The sequence below is a fragment of the Sphingomonas aerolata genome (genome assembly GCF_003046295.1).
Classification (GTDB): domain Bacteria; phylum Pseudomonadota; class Alphaproteobacteria; order Sphingomonadales; family Sphingomonadaceae; genus Sphingomonas; species Sphingomonas aerolata.
On record NZ_PZZN01000003.1, the window covers coordinates 131,377 to 145,957 of the forward strand.

The window sequence follows — 14,581 nt, forward strand, 5'->3', positions numbered from 1 at the left end:
GATCGGCGCGCGGCGGGATTAGCCTTGCGCTTGGACGGGGACGTCCGGGGGCGGGGGGAGACCGGGGATGTGGCGATACCTGACGGGCGGCGCGGCGCTGATCGCGCTGATCGGTGCGGCGATACTGGGCTTTGGCGGCAAGGTGCGATCCGGGCCAGTGCTGGCACCACAACCAACCGCGCAGGCGCAAACCCAGGCACAGGCGGACGGCGGGACCGATCCTTTGCCGAGTAGGGCACCGCGCGCGACCGATGCCACGCGCGAACAGCGGCGATTTCAGCGGTACGACAAAGACCGCGATGGCGCGGTGACGCGCGACGAATATCTGGGTGCGCGGCGCAAGGCCTATACGAAGCTCGACGTCGATGGCGACGGGCGGCTGTCGTTCGACGAATGGGCGGTCAAGGCGACGACCAAATTCGCCGGTGCGGATGCGGACAAATCGGGCGCGATGACCGCGCCCGAATTTGCCACCACCGCGGTCAGTCGGAAGCCGTCGTCTCGGGCTGCCTGTCCGCCGGTTCCGCCGTCGTCTGAGGAGAGTTGAGCCACGCCGCCAGCGCCGCGCGGCCGCGATCGGTGTACATCCGCTTGCGATCGGTCTTCTTGGTGCGGCCGGGGATCGGCGGGAACAGCCCGAAATTGACGTTCATCGGCTGATAGGTCTCGGCCTCCGCACCACCGGTGATGTGGCCGAGCAACGCGCCGAGCGCGGTCGCAAAGGGCGGCGGCGTCAGCGTCTGACCGGTCAGTTCGGCGGCGGCGAACCGGCCCGCGAGCAGGCCGATGCCGCAGCTCTCGATATAGCCCTCGCACCCCGTGATCTGCCCGGCGAAGCGGATGTTCGGCCGCGATTTCAGCCGCAGCGTCGCGTCGAGCAGCTCGGGCGAGCGGATGAAGGTGTTGCGGTGCAGACCACCCAGCCGGGCGAACTCGGCATTCTCCAGGCCCGGGATGGTCCGGAACAGCCGGACCTGATCGGCATGCTTCAGCTTGGTCTGGAAGCCGACGATGTTCCAGAGCGTGCCCTGCGCATTGTCCTGGCGGAGCTGGACGACGGCGTGAGGCCAGCGCCCGGTCTTGGGATTGTCGAGCCCGACGGGCTTCATCGGCCCGTAGCGCAGCGTGTCGACGCCGCGCTCCGCCATCACCTCGATCGGCATGCAGCCGTCGAAATAGGGCGTGTCCTTCTCCCAGTCTTTGAACGGCGTCTTCTCGCCATCGACCAGGCCCTGATGGAAGGCGAGATACTGGTCCTTGTCCATCGGGCAGTTGATGTAGTCCTTGCCCTCGCCCTTGTCCCAGCGCGAGGCGAACCACGCCGTCTCCATGTCGATCGAGTCGCGGTGGACGATCGGCGCGAGCGCGTCGAAAAAGGCGAGTGCCTCGCTGCCGGTCTCGGCGCCAATCCCTGCGGCGAGCGAGGCGGCGGTGAGCGGGCCGGTCGCGACGATCGTCGGGCCGTCGGGCAGCGCGTCGATGCGTTCGCGGACGAGCGTAATGTTCGGATGCTGGTCGATCGCCTCCGTCACGCTGTTCGAGAAATTGTCGCGGTCGACCGCGAGCGCGGAGCCGGCGGGGACGCGGTGGATATCCGCCTGACGCATGATCAGCGAGCCGAGCGTGCGGAGTTCCTGATGGAGCAGGCCGACCGCATTGCTCTCCGCATCGTCGGATCTAAAACTGTTCGAGCAGACGAGTTCGGCGAGGCCGTCGGTCTGGTGCGCGGGCGTGGCTTCGCCGCTGCCGCGCATTTCGGAGAGGCGGACCTTGAGGCCGGCTTCGGCGAGCTGCCAGGCGGCTTCGGATCCGGCGAGGCCGCCGCCGATAACATGGATGTCGTGGGTCATGGCCGTCAGATAGCGCCGGACGCTTGCCGTGTCAGCGGTCCAATCCCACTTCGTCCTCATGAAGATCTTCACGATCGGCTATGAAGCCACCACGATGACGGACTTTCTCGCGGCGCTGACGCGGGCCGGGGTCGAGCGGGTGATCGACGTCCGCGCGCTGCCGCTGTCGCGTCGGCCGGGCTTCTCGAAGACATCGCTTGCGGCGTCGTTGCGCGAAGCCGAGATCGATTATGCGCATCTGAAGGCGCTGGGGACGCCTAAGCGCGGGCGCGATGCGGCCAAGAAGGGGGACGTCGCGACACTGACCGCGGTGTATGACGAACAGCTCGAATTGCCCGAGGCGCAGGCGCAGGCGGCGATCATGCTCGCCCTCGCAGCGGAGAAGCCGAGCGCGCTGCTGTGTTACGAGCGCGACCCCTGCCATTGCCACCGGACCCTGCTGTTGCAGGCGGTGGGCGAGGGGGCCGAGGTGGTGGACCTGTTTACGTGATTTCCGCTCATCCCAGCCCTCCGTCATCCTGACGAAAGTCAGGATCCAGAGTTGCTGCGTGCGACGTTCGTGGCTCTGGATCCTGACTTTCGTCAGGATGACGGGTTTGAATGGGGCAACGGCTCGGCGTGTTGCAATGCAGCACCCAATCCGCTAGCAGGCCCGCATTCGCTTGGACCCGGTGCAATTCCGGGTGGCTATTCCGGCCGCCGATCCGCCGGACAACGCAACGACGCCATTGTGAACACCCGCGACCGAAAGCGTCGCCGCGGTTCGTGCGTCCTATGCGGACACATCCATGACAATTTCTGCTTTTTCTCGTTACCGCGCCGAGTGGTATAGCGGCCCGACGGCCGCGCGGCGTGACATTCTCGCCGGCATGGTGGGTACTTTCGCGCTGATCCCCGAAGTTATCGCCTTTTCCTTCGTCGCCGGCATCGATCCCGAAGTCGGCCTGTTCGCCTCGTTCGTGATCGGCATCGTCATCGCCCTTGCGGGCGGGCGCCCCGCGATGATCTCTGGCGCGGCGGGCTCGGTCGCGCTGGTCGCTGCCGCGCTCGTTCATGCGCACGGGCTGCAATATCTCCTCGTCGCGACGATCCTCGCGGGCATGCTCCAGATCGCGTTCGGGCTCGCCAAGCTCGATGTGCTGATGCGCTTCGTCTCGCGCTCGGTCCATGCGGGCTTCGTCAACGCGCTCGCGATCCTGATCTTCTCGGCGCAGGTGCCGCAGATGGTGGGGGTCAGCTGGCAGGCCTATGCGATGATCGCGGGCGGGCTTGCGATCATCTACCTCGTGCCGCGGATCTCAAGTGCGATTCCGTCGCCGCTCATCTGCATCGTCGTGCTGACCGCAATCGCGATGTGGTTTCCGATGCCGCTGAAGACAGTTGGCGATCTCGGGCGGCTGCCCGATTCGCTGCCATCGTTCGGCTTGCCCGACGTGCCGCTCAGCTGGGATACGCTGCGCATCGTGGCTCCCTATGCGCTTGCGATGGCGGCGGTTGGGTTGCTCGAATCGATGATGACCGCGAATGTCGTCGACGAGATGACCGAGACGCGCAGCTCCAAGGCGCGCGAATGCACCGGGCTTGGGCTCGCCAACATCGCTGCGGGCGCGTTCGGCGGGATTGCCGGGTGCGGGATGATCGGCCAGACGGTCGGCAATGTCCGCTATGGCGGCACCGGACGGCTCTCGACGATGGTCGCCGGCGTGTTCCTGCTCGTGGTGATGGTGCCGTTGCGTCCCTGGGTCGCGCAGGTGCCGGTCGCGGCGCTGGTCGCGATCATGATCATGGTGTCGATCAGCACCTTTTCCTGGGGATCGCTGCGCGATCTGGTGCGACATCCCAAGGTGTCGAGCGTGGTGATGCTGGCGACGGTCGTCGTCACCGTTGCGACCCACGACCTGTCGCTCGGCGTCGGAGTGGGCGTGCTGCTGAGCGGCGTGTTCTTCGCGTGGAAGGTCACGCGGATGATGGACGTGACGGTCGAGTACGACGCGGCGAGCGATACGCGCATCTACAGCGTGACGGGGCAGGTGTTCTTTGCCAGCGCGGATATCTTCGCGGACCGGTTCGACCTGCGCGAAGAGGCCAAGCATGTGCGGATCGACCTGACGGGCGCGCATCTCTGGGACGTGACCGCTGTTGGCGTGCTCGACGATGTGGTTGCCAAGCTGCGGCGGCAAGGTGCGGTGGTCGAGGTCGTCGGGCTGAACCAGGCAAGTGCGGTGCTGGTCGACCGGCATGCGCCGTTGATGCGCGATTTGGCGGCGTGATCGGGTAGCGGGGGGCGGATAAACGACGGTCGTCGTTGCCGCCCCCTCCGTCACACTTTGCCTGCCACCTCCCCCTGGCGGGGGAGGATGGTCAGGGCTTTAGCCAGCTACGGGAAGCTTCACCTGGCCAGCATCGTCGCGTTCGAGCGGGCTGTAGGACAGCACCGTCTCGAGCAGGAGCGGACCGTTATAGATGTGCGGGAAGAGCTGGCCGCCGCGCGACTCTTCCCATGTCACGTCGTCGCCGATCGCTTCGAGATCGACTGCGGCGACGTACAGGTCGGACTGGCCGGTGAAATGCTTGTCGACCGTCTCGGTCAGCTGCGCCGCGGTCGACAGGTGAATATACCCATCGGCCAGATCGACCGGCGCGCCGGCGAAGCTGCCGCTTTCCAGCGACGCCAGCTGCTCGCCCGTCAGCACCTTGTAGGCGATAGGGTCGCGGCTCATTCGCCGTCCCCCTGGCCTTCGGTCGGATCGCCCGCCGCCGTGTCCTCGCCGATCGTCGCGCCGGTGTCGGGCGCCAGCTCTGGCGTTGCGTCGGCCAGGTTCACTTCGGCGTCTTCCTCGGTCTCCTCGATCCGCGCGGCCGAGACCACATGCTCGCCCTTCGCCACGTCGAACAGCTTCACGCCCGCCGAGTTGCGGCTGATGACGCGCAGCGATGCAAGCGTCGTGCGGATCAGCTTGGCCTGGTTGGTCACCAGCATCAGCTGATGGCCCTTGGCCGCAGCAAAGCTCGCCACAACCGGACCGTTACGGCCGATATTGTCGATGTTGGTGATGCCCTGACCACCGCGGCCCGTGCGGCGATAGTCGTAGGCGCTCGACAGTTTGCCATAGCCGTTCTCGCAGACCGTCAGGATGAACTGCTCGCGATCCTTGAGATCGTTGTAGCGCTCGTCGCCCATCCCGTGATCGCCCTCGCGCTCGCCCTTCCAGGGGGCGAATTTGAGGTACGTCTCGCGCTCTTCGGGGGTTGCGCCGACGCGGTGGAGGACCGACAGCGAGATGACCTCGTCGTCGCCCTTCAGCGTCACGCCGCGCACGCCGGTCGAGGTGCGGCTCTGGAACTCGCGGACGTCGTCGCCGGCAAAGCGGATCGCCTTGCCGAGACGTGTCGCGAGCAGGACGTCGTCATGCTCGGTGAGCAGCGCGACGCCGATCAGCTTGTCCTCCGAACCCTCTTCGAAGCGCATCGCGATCTTGCCGTTCGACGGCACGTTGGTGAACGCATCCATCGCGTTCCGGCGCACGAGCCCGCGCTGCGTCGCGAACATCACGTGGAGGCGGCTCCACTCGCTCAGATCCTCGGGCAGCGGAAGAACGGTCGAGATCGTCTCGCCCGGCGCCAGCGGCAGCAGATTGATCATCGGGCGCCCACGGGTTGCTGGGCCACCCTCGGGCAGGCGCCAGACCTTGTAGCGATAGACCTTGCCGAGGTTCGAGAAGAACAGCACCGGCGTGTGCGTCGAGGTGACGAACAGCTCGGTGACGACATCCTCGTCCTTGGTCGACATGCCCGCGCGGCCCTTGCCGCCGCGTGCCTGCGCGCGGAACGTGTCGAGACTGGTGCGCTTGATATAGCCCTGCATGGTCACGGTGACGACCATGTCCTCGCGCTCGATCAGATCCTCGTCGTCGATGCCGTTCGCGGCAGCGGCGATCTCGGACCGGCGCGGGGTCGCGAATTCGTCGCGGATCGCGATCAGCTCGCCGCGCATCACCTCGTACAGCTTGGCGCGGTCGGCGAGGATGTGGAGCAGTTCGGCGATCGATGCCGCGAGCGTCTTCAGTTCGTCGCCGATCTCGTCGCGACCCAGCGCGGTGAGGCGGTGGAGACGCAGATCGAGGATCGCGCGGACCTGCGGCTCGGACAGCTTGTAGATGCCCTCCTGCTGCTTGTCCTCGACCGCCTCGACGAGCGCGATGTACGGCGCGATCTCGGCGACCGGCCATTCGCGCGCAAGCAGCTTGCCGCGTGCTTCGGCGGGGCTCGACGAACCGCGGATGATGCGGACGACTTCGTCGAGGTTGGTGACGGCAATGACGAGGCCGAGCAAGAGATGCGCGCGCTCGCGGGCCTTGGCGAGCTCGAACTTCGAGCGGCGCGTGATGACCTGTTCGCGGAACGTGATGAACGCGCCGATGATGTCGCGCAGGTTGAGCAGCTCGGGGCGGCCGCCGCGGATCGCGAGCATGTTGGCGGGGAAGCTCGACTGCGCAGGCGTGTGCCGCCAGAGCTGGTTGAGCACCACGTCGGGGGTCGCGTCGCGCTTCAGGTCGATGACGATGCGCACGCCCATGCGGCTCGATTCGTCGCGAATGTCGCTGACGCCCTCGATGCGCTTGTCCTTGGCGGCTTCGGCGATCTTCTCGACCAGGCCGTTCTTGCCGGTCTGGAACGGGATTTCGGTCAGCACGATTGAGCGGCGATCGCCCTTGCCCTCTTCGACGACGTGGCGCGAACGGACGATGATCGAGCCGCGGCCGGTCTCGTAGGCGGATTTCGCCCCTGCGCGGCCGAGGATGATCGCGCCGGTCGGGAAGTCGGGACCGGGGACGATCTCGAACAGTTCCTCGGTCGTGATCGCGCCATTGTCCATGTAGGCAAGACAGGCGGCGATCACTTCGCCGAGATTGTGCGGCGGGATGTTGGTCGCCATGCCGACCGCGATGCCGCCTGCGCCGTTGACGAGCAAATTGGGGAAGCGCGCCGGCAGCACCGACGGCTCGCGCTCCGAGCCGTCATAGTTGGGCGTGAAATCAACGGTATCCTTGTCGAGATCGCCGAGCAGCGCATTAGCGACCTTGCCAAGGCGGGCCTCGGTGTAGCGCATCGCTGCGGGCGGATCAGGGTCCATCGAGCCGAAGTTGCCCTGACCGTCGATCAGCGGCACGCGCATCGACCAGTCCTGGGTCATGCGGGCCAACGCGTCGTAGATCGAGCTATCGCCGTGCGGGTGATATTTACCCATCACGTCACCGACGATACGCGCCGACTTGCGATAGGGCTTGCCCGCGACGAAGCCGCTCTCGTGCGCGCCGTAAAGGATGCGGCGATGAACGGGTTTCAGGCCGTCGCGGACGTCGGGGAGCGCGCGCGCGACGATTACGCTCATCGCATAGTCGAGATAGCTCGACTTCATCTCGTCGACGATCGAGATGGTGGCAATGCCGGCTGGCTCGCCGCCGGTGGGTTCGGCGAGCATGGTCTCGTCGGTCAAATCTGAAGGCTTTCGGCTTGTTTCGGTACGATGACACACCTTAGCCGAGGGGGGACCACCTTACTACCCCCGCGCACGCGTACGCGCGGGGAGAGGAGAGGTTTCATCGGTATTTGCGGGTGGTTGTGGGTTGTCGGCGCGATGCGCCATGCCAGCTTTCGCCGGGGTGACGGACCTTGGGGCGGGCGAAGGCCCGGGTCAGGGGGTAATCTCGACCCCGTCCCAGGCGAACAGCTTCCCGCTGTCGGGCGCGCGGAGGCCGTCGATCACGTCGAGCAGCTGGACCGCCGCCCGGTCCGGCTTGAACAGCGTGCCGGGCGTCACATTGCCCTGGAACGGCTGCGACAGACCGGTGTCGACCGTACCCGGATGAAGCCCGACGACGATGCCGCTCGAGTTGCGCCGCTTGTCCTCGATCGCGATCGTCCGGACGAGCTGGTTGAGCGCCGCCTTCGACGCGCGATAGCCGTACCAGCCGCCGAGCTTGTTGTCGCCGATGCTGCCGACCCGCGCCGAGAGGACTGCGAACACGATCCGCCCCGTCTTGGGCATCGTCGGCAGGAAATGCTTGGCGACCAAAGCGGGACCGATCGCGTTGATCGCGAAGTTGCGCGCCATCCACACCGGATCGAGATCGCGCATCGCCTTTTCAGGCCCCTTGTCGCCCGCATGGAGCAGGCCCGTTGCGACGATCACGAGCGTCGGCGACCCGATCTTCGTCGCCGCAGCAGAGATGCTCGCTTCATCCTCCAGGTCCAGATGGCGATCGCCATCGGCCGATCGCGAGAAGCCGTGGACGGCATCGAACGTGCCCTCGTCGCGCAGCGCCTCTTCCAGCGCCTTGCCGATCCCGCCCGAGGCGCCGATGACGACCGCGCTGCTCATCGGCGCACGAACCGCCACTGCGCGTCGGTGCTGGCAGCCGCGTCATAGGCATAGCCGTCGGTGTCGAAGCCCTTCATCCCCTCGATATCGTCGATGCGGTGCTCGAGCATCCAGCGCGCCGCCATCCCGCGTGCCTTCTTGGCGTGGGAGCTGACGAATTTCTGGGCCTCCCCCTCGCGAAAATCGAACGCGACGACGCGGATCCCGGCGGGCAGCTTGCCATCGGCTGCCGCCCAATATTCCTGGCTGGCGAGATTAAGGATCGTCTCGGAGCCTTCGGCCGCCACGTCTTCGGCCAGAAGCTTTGCGATCCGGTCGCGCCACCAGTCGGTCAGCTTCTTCTGACGGGGTGCCCAGCGCGTCCCCATTTCGAGCCGATAGGGGCGCATCGCGTCGAGCGGACGGAGCAGGCCGTAAAGACCCGACAGCATGCGCAGATGATCCTGCGCATAGTCCACCGCCGCCTCGTCGAGCGTCTTCGCGTCGAGTCCGGTATAGACGTCACCCGCGAACGCAAACATCGCAGGGCGTTCGGGCAGCGTGTCGAAATCGCCGAACCGGTCGGCATTAAGCTTCGCGAGCGCCGGAGAGATGTGCATCAGCTCGCTCAGCCGCTTCTGCGTCAGATGCGCCGCCGCATGCGCGAGCGTCGTCGCCTCGTCGGCGAACCGCGGCCGGGTGGGGGTGACGGGGGGCAGGGCGGTCTCATAGTCGAGCGTCTTGGCGGGCGAGAGGACGGCGATCATGCGGGTCACCTAGCCGTGCAACCCGGCGCGTTCAATCGGCGTTCAGTGCGCGGGACACATAAGGCGTGTCTTCAACCTGATTCCCGCTGCTTGCTTGAACGCAATCGGCCACACCCATATAGCGTCGCGCCAAGTCGCAGATACGCACGAGGAGAGTTCCCGCATGAAGACCATTTCGAAACTCGCACTGGCCGCGGTGCTCGCCACCGGGGTGAGCGGCATGGCACTAAGCGTTCCGGCCATGGCCAAGGACAAGAAGGAAGAGGCCAAGGGCGGTCTCAAGCTGAGCCCCGAGGTCCTGAAGGCCGCGCAGGTCGCACAGCCCGCAATCGCCGCGAAGGATTTCGCCACCGCAGAGCCCGCGCTCGCGCAGATCGACGCAGCCGCGAAGACCGACGACGACAAATATATCGGCGCCGCGCTGCGCTATGATCTGGAACAGCAGAAGCTGGCCGCCGCACAGGCCGCCAACCCCAATGCTCCGATCAACGAGACGGTCCTGGCGGGGCCGCTCGACGTGCTGATCGCCAATCCGAGCACGCCTGCCGACATGCGCGGGCGCTACACCTATCGTCGCGGCGCGCTCGCGTTCAACGGCAAGCAGTATCCGGTCGCGATCCAGTATTTCCAGAAGGCCAAGGCGCTCGGCTTCACCGATCCCAACCTCGACCTCCAGATCGTCAAGGCGAAGATGGAAAGCGGCGACGTGAAGAGCGGCCTCGCCGATCTCGACGCGTCGGTGACGGCATCGACCGCGGCCGGTCAGAAGGCACCCGAGGATTTCTATCGCTATGCGATCAGCAAGGCCAACGCCGCCAAGCTGAAGCCCGAGACCTTTGCCTGGCTGCAGAAATACGCGGTCGCCTATCCGTCGCCCAAGACGTGGCGCGACGTGATCGTGACGTTCGGCCTTCAGCAGAACGGCGTCGTCACGCTCGACGAGACGCAGAAGATCGACCTGTTCCGGCTGATGCGCCAGACCAAGTCGCTCGCCGATCAGAACGACTATCTGGAATATGCCGACAGCGTGAACCGTCGCGGTCTGCCGAGCGAAGCGCAGGCCGTGCTCAAGGAAGGCATGGCTGCGGGCAAGATCCCTGCGACCAACACCATGGCGAAGACCCTGTTGGCGGATACCGGCACGGCGATCCGCAACGACGGCCCCCTGTCCGGGCTCGAGAAGAAGGCTGCGAGCAACGCCGATGGCAAGCTGGCTGCCGGCACCGCTGACGCCTATCTGGGTCAGGACAATTACGCCAAGGCGATCGAACTCTATCGCCTCGCGCTCAGCAAGGGCGGCGTGAATGCCGACGACGTCAACCTGCATCTCGGCATTGCGCAGGCGAAGTCGGGCGACAAGGCTGGTGCCGCGACCTCGTTCGCAGCGGTGAAGACCACGCCGCGTCTGGAGACGGCGCAGCTCTGGACGGCCTGGATGAACGCTCCCGCCGCCTGAGCGGGTGGCAGGAATGGGAAAGGGGGCGGCAGCGATGCCGTCCCCTTTTTTTGTGCCCCGCGTCGGAGGGGGCGCCGCGGATGCGGCGTTGAGCTTGAGCCTAGTCGAGCGTGACGGGAATGCCGGACAGCGCCTTGGCGGTGCGGATCGTCAGCGAGGTCTTCACGCTGGCGACATTGGGGGCGGGGGTCAGGTGCGTGGTCAGGATTTCCTGGAAGCTCTTCAGGTCGGCGGCGACGATCTTCAGGATGAAGTCGATCTCGCCGTTGAGCATGTGGCACTCGCGGATCTCGGGGATGTCGGCGATGTGCGTTTCGAACGCGGCAAGGTCGTGCTCGGCCTGGCTGCGCAAACTGACCATCGCGAAGACGGTGATCGGGAAGCCAAGGCGGCCGGCGTCGAGGTCGGCATGATAGCCGCGGATCGCGCCCGCTTCTTCCAGCGCTCGGACGCGGCGCAGGCATGGCGGCGCGGTCAGCCCGACCTGGTCTGCTAGGTCGACATTGGTCATCCGACCGTCGGCCTGCAGAAGCGACAGGATCTGACGATCGATCCGGTCAAAACTCATTACGTGTAACTCCCATGAAACGCGTCAAACACGGCGATCGACCCTCCATAGCGATAAGATTGTTGCGGCGAAACGCAATTGTCCCACATCGCCACGGCATAACCATGCATGCCAATTCTGTTGTTCCTTCCAAGGCCGCCTCAGGGTATGACACCTTGATGACGCAGGCGGTGCAGCGTCCATTCGGGGAACTCCGTGCGCTTCGACGACAGCCTGAAGACCGTGCTATCTGCCGACATGGCCACGGATTTCGGTGCTCAATCGGCGTGGCGTCAGATGGTCGACCTGATCGGACGCGGGCGTAGCCCGGCCGATGCTGAGTCGCTGGCCCGGTTGCAGGCGCTGCGCAAGCTGGTCCCGGACACGGTTCGCGCGGCAAGTGCACGCGCGCTGGCGTTCGCGAAGCCCGATGTCGCACTGGTAAGGTTCTTTGCCGAAGACACCTTGGCGATCGCCGCCCCCGTGTTGCGGACCGCGATGCTGCCTGCGGATGACTGGCTTGCTCTGCTGCCTCAGCTGACCCCGGCGGGTCGATCCGTTCTGCGGCATCGGAAAGATCTGCCCGACCCCGTCTGTCGCGGTCTTGAGAGTTTCGGATCGACTGATTTCGTCCTCGCGCATCATCCGGCGCCGTCCGACGTTGCTCCCGCAATCAACCCCGGCGGGCAGGCGGAGCCTCCGGCCGATGACGCCGTGCCCGCACCGGTCGTCGAGGCTCCAGCGGAATCGCCGTCCTGTCCGACCATGCCGCACACCGCGTCGGCCTTTGTCACGCTCGGCGCGATCGCGCGCGGTCTGCCGGTCGTGGCCGAAGCGCTGCGTCACGCGGCGGTACCGGCGATCGACGCCGCGCCCGAGCCCGTCGCGAAGCCTGAGCGGTTCGAGATTTCCGACCTCGTCAAGCGGATCGACGCGTTCAATCGCGACCGGATCGTGCCTGACGCGACGGACTTTGCCGCGGAGGTTGCTGACAGCTTCCGCTACGAAACCGATCCGACGGGCGTGATCCGCTGGGTCGACGGCGTGTCGCGCACGGCGCTGGTTGGCGCCTCGCTGGCCTATGCCGCCGTTCAGGGTGAGGTTCAGATCGACGGAGTCGCGGCAGGCGCCTACCGGCGGCGCTCCGCTTTCGATGCGGCGCGGCTCCAGATCGGTGGTTTGTCGAGCGCTGCCGGTGCATGGCGTATTTCGGGTGTCCCGGCCTTCGATCCCGCATCGGGGCGGTTTACCGGGTTTCGCGGCACCGCGCGCCGGCCGCGCCGCGACGAGGTCGCGTCGCTCGGGGAGCCGTTGGCCGCGCCCAAGTCGCCGGTTTCCGATTCGCTGCGGCAACTCGTGCACGAGCTGCGCACGCCGACCAATGCGATTGCGGGCTTCGCCGAACTGATCGAGACCGAATTGCTCGGCCCGGTCCCGGCAACCTATCGCGAGCGCGCGGCGATGATCCGGAGCCAGGCGTCCGAACTGCTGGCCGCGATCGAGGATCTGGATACCGCGGCACGGATCGAAGGCGATGCGCTCGAGCTGCGCCCGACGATCGTGCCGGTCCTGCCGTTGCTCGATGGCGTGGTGCGTGACCTCGCGCCGCTGGCGGCGTTGCGCGGCGCCCAGGTCGTCATCGATCCGTCGGCGGCCCATTGCGACATCGCCGGTGACGACCTCGCGGTCGAACGGCTGGTGGGGCGCCTGCTGGCGACCCTCGTATCGGCCTGCAGCGCGGACGAGATGCTGATGGTCGCGGTCCTGTGCTGCGGCGATACGGTGGCGCTGCGCTTCGATCGGCCTCGCGCGATGGCGGTGCACGACACGAACATCCTGCTGAGCATCGACAACGACCGCGGTCACGAGTGCGATGGCGCCCCGTTGCTGGGCACCGGATTTGCGCTGCGGCTTGCGCAGAATTTTGCGGTCGAACTGGGTGGGCACATGGCGTTCGAGTCCGAACATATCATCCTCACGCTACCTGCCGTCGCGGCCGAACGGATGGAGCGCGTTCTCGACCGGTTTCGGTGAACGACGCGCGGTACAGGCTGGTTTCACCGCCGGAGCCCATCGTCTGGCGGCCGGGTTTTGGACCGCGCTACACGCTGTTCGTCGATGTCGAGGAGCAGTTCGACTGGACCGCGCCATTCGAGCGTACGCGACATTCGACGAGTGCGATGGCGGCATTCCCCGAGGCGCATGCGCGGTTCCGCGAGCAGGGCGTCGCGCTGACCTGTCTGGTCGATTATCCGATCGTCGACGATCCCGCCGCCGTCGAGATCCTGCGCGACGTCGTTGCCGATGGCCGGTCGGAGATCGGCGCGCAGTTGCACCCCTGGGTCAACCCGCCCTTTGGTGAGCCGCTGACGCCGGCGATGAGCTTTGCGGGCAATCTTCCCCAAGGCCTCGAAGCCGCGAAGCTCCGCTCTCTCACCGATGCGATCGCCACGGCGTTCGGTCGACGCCCGCGCGCGTATCGCGCCGGTCGCTACGGGGTTGGCCCGGACACGTTCGCGACACTCACGGCGCTCGGCTATCGCCTCGATAGCTCGGTCCGGCCCGGCTATGACTATTCAGCCGAGGGCGGGCCCGACTTTTCGGCGAGCGACCCGCGTCCCTGCCGCCGGGGCGCGCTCCTCAGCGTGCCGTTGTCGACGTTGTATGTCGGCGCGCTGCGTGGTGGCGGCGCGGGACTGTACCGCGCGCTGGGGCGAGTGCCCTATGCGCGCGGTGTCGCGTCGCGACTGGGCCTGTTGTCTCGGGTTGCTTTGACGCCAGAGGACATGCCGATCGGCGCCGCGCTGGAGGCGGTGACGATCGCGGTGGGCGAGGGCGTCGAACTGCTCAACTTCGCGTTCCATTCGCCGTCGCTCGTCCCCGGCAATACGCCCTATGTCCGCGACGCCACCGATCTGCGCACGTTCCATGACTGGTGGTCGGCGATGCTGACCCGGCTCGACCGGCTTGGCGTGCGCAATGCGTCGCTTGACGAAATCCTGGAGAATGCCCTGTGACGACGTCCCCTTCGCGCTGTCGCTGGGCGGGGCATGATCCGCTGATGTGCGCCTATCACGACACCGACTGGGGCGTTCCCGAACGCGACGGACGCGCGCTCTGGGAAAAGCTCATGCTCGACGGCTTCCAGGCGGGACTTGCCTGGATCACCGTGTTGCGCAAGCGCGAGGCGTTTCGCGCCGCCTTTGCCGGGTTCGACCCGGAACAGGTCGCGCGCTTCGACGAGGCGGACATCGCCCGGCTGATGGGGAACGCCGGCATCATCCGGTCGCGGGCCAAGATCGAGTCGACGATCGGCGGCGCGCGCGCGGTCCTCGCGATGCGCGATGCGGGGCTTGATTTCGCGACCTATTGCTGGTCGTTTACCGATGGCAAGGTGCTGATCGGCGACGGTGCCAAGCTTGTGACGCAATCGCCGCTATCGGCCCAAATCGCGGCCGATCTCAAGAGTCGCGGGTTCAAGTTCGTCGGTCCGACGATCGTCTATGCCTGGATGCAGGCGGTCGGCATCGTCAACGATCACGAAACCACGTGTTTCCGACGCGCCGAGCTCGGCGGCTAGGACGGGGCAGGTCGGCGCGT

13 protein-coding genes and 1 other annotated feature are annotated in these 14,581 nt (G+C 66.4%); of the genes, 7 read left to right on the forward strand and 6 right to left on the reverse strand.

From position 1 onward, the window contains the following. Window positions 1–67: 67 nt before the first annotated feature. Window positions 68–547 (forward strand): EF-hand domain-containing protein, encoded by a 480-nt coding sequence (locus C8J24_RS13180; protein ID WP_107933060.1) that lies wholly within the window; start codon window positions 68–70, stop codon window positions 545–547. Here C8J24_RS13180 and trmFO read toward each other — a convergent pair. Further along, on the reverse strand, window positions 483–1,850 hold the full coding sequence (gene trmFO, locus C8J24_RS13185; protein WP_107934196.1) for a methylenetetrahydrofolate--tRNA-(uracil(54)-C(5))-methyltransferase (FADH(2)-oxidizing) TrmFO: 1,368 nt from the start codon (window positions 1,848–1,850) through the stop codon (window positions 483–485). The two genes, C8J24_RS13180 and trmFO, sit on opposite strands and share 65 nt — an antisense overlap. A gap of 58 nt (window positions 1,851–1,908) precedes the next feature. Here trmFO and C8J24_RS13190 point away from each other — a divergent pair, with 58 nt between their 5' ends. Next, the gene (locus tag C8J24_RS13190) at window positions 1,909–2,340 is read left to right on the forward strand and encodes a DUF488 domain-containing protein (protein ID WP_107933062.1); all 432 of its coding nucleotides are present in this window, start codon (window positions 1,909–1,911) and stop codon (window positions 2,338–2,340) included. Between the two features lie 171 nt (window positions 2,341–2,511). Then, window positions 2,512–2,567: a sequence feature (sul1 is cis-regulatory element that is thought to sense ions involved in sulfur or methionine metabolism; They are found in Alphaproteobacteria), on the forward strand. 71 nt (window positions 2,568–2,638) lie between these two features. After that, window positions 2,639–4,120 (forward strand): SulP family inorganic anion transporter, encoded by a 1,482-nt coding sequence (locus C8J24_RS13195; RefSeq protein ID WP_107933064.1) that lies wholly within the window; start codon window positions 2,639–2,641, stop codon window positions 4,118–4,120. A gap of 99 nt (window positions 4,121–4,219) precedes the next feature. Here C8J24_RS13195 and C8J24_RS13200 read toward each other — a convergent pair whose 3' ends face one another. The 4 genes from C8J24_RS13200 to yaaA all read right to left on the reverse strand — a co-directional run bounded on the left by C8J24_RS13200 (window position 4,220) and on the right by yaaA (window position 8,978). After that, the gene (locus C8J24_RS13200) at window positions 4,220–4,570 is read right to left on the reverse strand and encodes a DUF952 domain-containing protein (RefSeq protein WP_031439907.1); all 351 of its coding nucleotides are present in this window, start codon (window positions 4,568–4,570) and stop codon (window positions 4,220–4,222) included. Then, a complete protein-coding gene (gyrA, locus tag C8J24_RS13205; RefSeq protein WP_107933066.1) occupies window positions 4,567–7,347 on the reverse strand; it encodes a DNA gyrase subunit A in 2,781 nt (926 codons plus the stop codon). The genes C8J24_RS13200 and gyrA overlap by 4 nt, the downstream gene beginning before the upstream one ends. A gap of 198 nt (window positions 7,348–7,545) precedes the next feature. Then, a complete protein-coding gene (locus C8J24_RS13210; protein ID WP_107934198.1) occupies window positions 7,546–8,232 on the reverse strand; it encodes an SDR family NAD(P)-dependent oxidoreductase in 687 nt (228 codons plus the stop codon). Further along, window positions 8,229–8,978 (reverse strand): peroxide stress protein YaaA, encoded by a 750-nt coding sequence (yaaA, locus tag C8J24_RS13215; protein WP_107933068.1) that lies wholly within the window; start codon window positions 8,976–8,978, stop codon window positions 8,229–8,231. Before yaaA ends, C8J24_RS13210 begins: the two co-directional genes overlap by 4 nt. 163 nt (window positions 8,979–9,141) lie before the next feature. On the opposite strand from yaaA, the gene C8J24_RS13220 reads away from it, so the two are divergent. Then, window positions 9,142–10,434 (forward strand): hypothetical protein, encoded by a 1,293-nt coding sequence (locus tag C8J24_RS13220; protein ID WP_031439911.1) that lies wholly within the window; start codon window positions 9,142–9,144, stop codon window positions 10,432–10,434. Window positions 10,435–10,534: 100 nt separating this feature from the next. On the opposite strand, the gene C8J24_RS13225 is transcribed toward C8J24_RS13220, so the two are convergent. Continuing rightward, window positions 10,535–11,002 (reverse strand): Lrp/AsnC family transcriptional regulator, encoded by a 468-nt coding sequence (locus C8J24_RS13225; RefSeq protein WP_031393257.1) that lies wholly within the window; start codon window positions 11,000–11,002, stop codon window positions 10,535–10,537. Window positions 11,003–11,197: 195 nt separating this feature from the next. Between C8J24_RS13225 and C8J24_RS13230 the strand changes: the two genes are divergently transcribed. Genes C8J24_RS13230 through C8J24_RS13240 form a run of 3 tightly spaced genes read left to right on the forward strand, consistent with a single transcriptional unit; the run spans window position 11,198 to window position 14,561 of the window. Continuing rightward, window positions 11,198–13,015, forward strand: coding sequence for a histidine kinase dimerization/phospho-acceptor domain-containing protein (locus C8J24_RS13230; protein WP_244180714.1), 1,818 nt, complete (start codon window positions 11,198–11,200; stop codon window positions 13,013–13,015). Next, on the forward strand, window positions 13,012–13,998 hold the full coding sequence (locus C8J24_RS13235) for a polysaccharide deacetylase family protein (protein ID WP_107933070.1): 987 nt from the start codon (window positions 13,012–13,014) through the stop codon (window positions 13,996–13,998). Before C8J24_RS13230 ends, C8J24_RS13235 begins: the two co-directional genes overlap by 4 nt. Next, the gene (locus C8J24_RS13240; protein WP_277352412.1) at window positions 13,995–14,561 is read left to right on the forward strand and encodes a DNA-3-methyladenine glycosylase I; all 567 of its coding nucleotides are present in this window, start codon (window positions 13,995–13,997) and stop codon (window positions 14,559–14,561) included. Before C8J24_RS13235 ends, C8J24_RS13240 begins: the two co-directional genes overlap by 4 nt. Window positions 14,562–14,581 lie beyond the last annotated feature (20 nt).

Bases quoted from the DNA above. Each gene is read 5' to 3' on its own strand.
- C8J24_RS13200 (WP_031439907.1), bottom strand. From the start codon at position 4,570: ATGAGCCGCGACCCTATCGCCTACAAGGTGCTGACGGGCGAGCAGCTG.
- C8J24_RS13180 (WP_107933060.1), top strand. From the start codon at position 68: ATGTGGCGATACCTGACGGGCGGCGCGGCGCTGATCGCGCTGATCGGT.
- C8J24_RS13190 (WP_107933062.1), top strand. From the start codon at position 1,909: ATGAAGATCTTCACGATCGGCTATGAAGCCACCACGATGACGGACTTT.
- C8J24_RS13225 (WP_031393257.1), bottom strand. From the start codon at position 11,002: ATGAGTTTTGACCGGATCGATCGTCAGATCCTGTCGCTTCTGCAGGCC.
- yaaA (WP_107933068.1), bottom strand. From the start codon at position 8,978: ATGATCGCCGTCCTCTCGCCCGCCAAGACGCTCGACTATGAGACCGCC.
- trmFO (WP_107934196.1), bottom strand. From the start codon at position 1,850: ATGACCCACGACATCCATGTTATCGGCGGCGGCCTCGCCGGATCCGAA.
- C8J24_RS13220 (WP_031439911.1), top strand. From the start codon at position 9,142: ATGAAGACCATTTCGAAACTCGCACTGGCCGCGGTGCTCGCCACCGGG.
- C8J24_RS13195 (WP_107933064.1), top strand. From the start codon at position 2,639: ATGACAATTTCTGCTTTTTCTCGTTACCGCGCCGAGTGGTATAGCGGC.
- C8J24_RS13210 (WP_107934198.1), bottom strand. From the start codon at position 8,232: ATGAGCAGCGCGGTCGTCATCGGCGCCTCGGGCGGGATCGGCAAGGCG.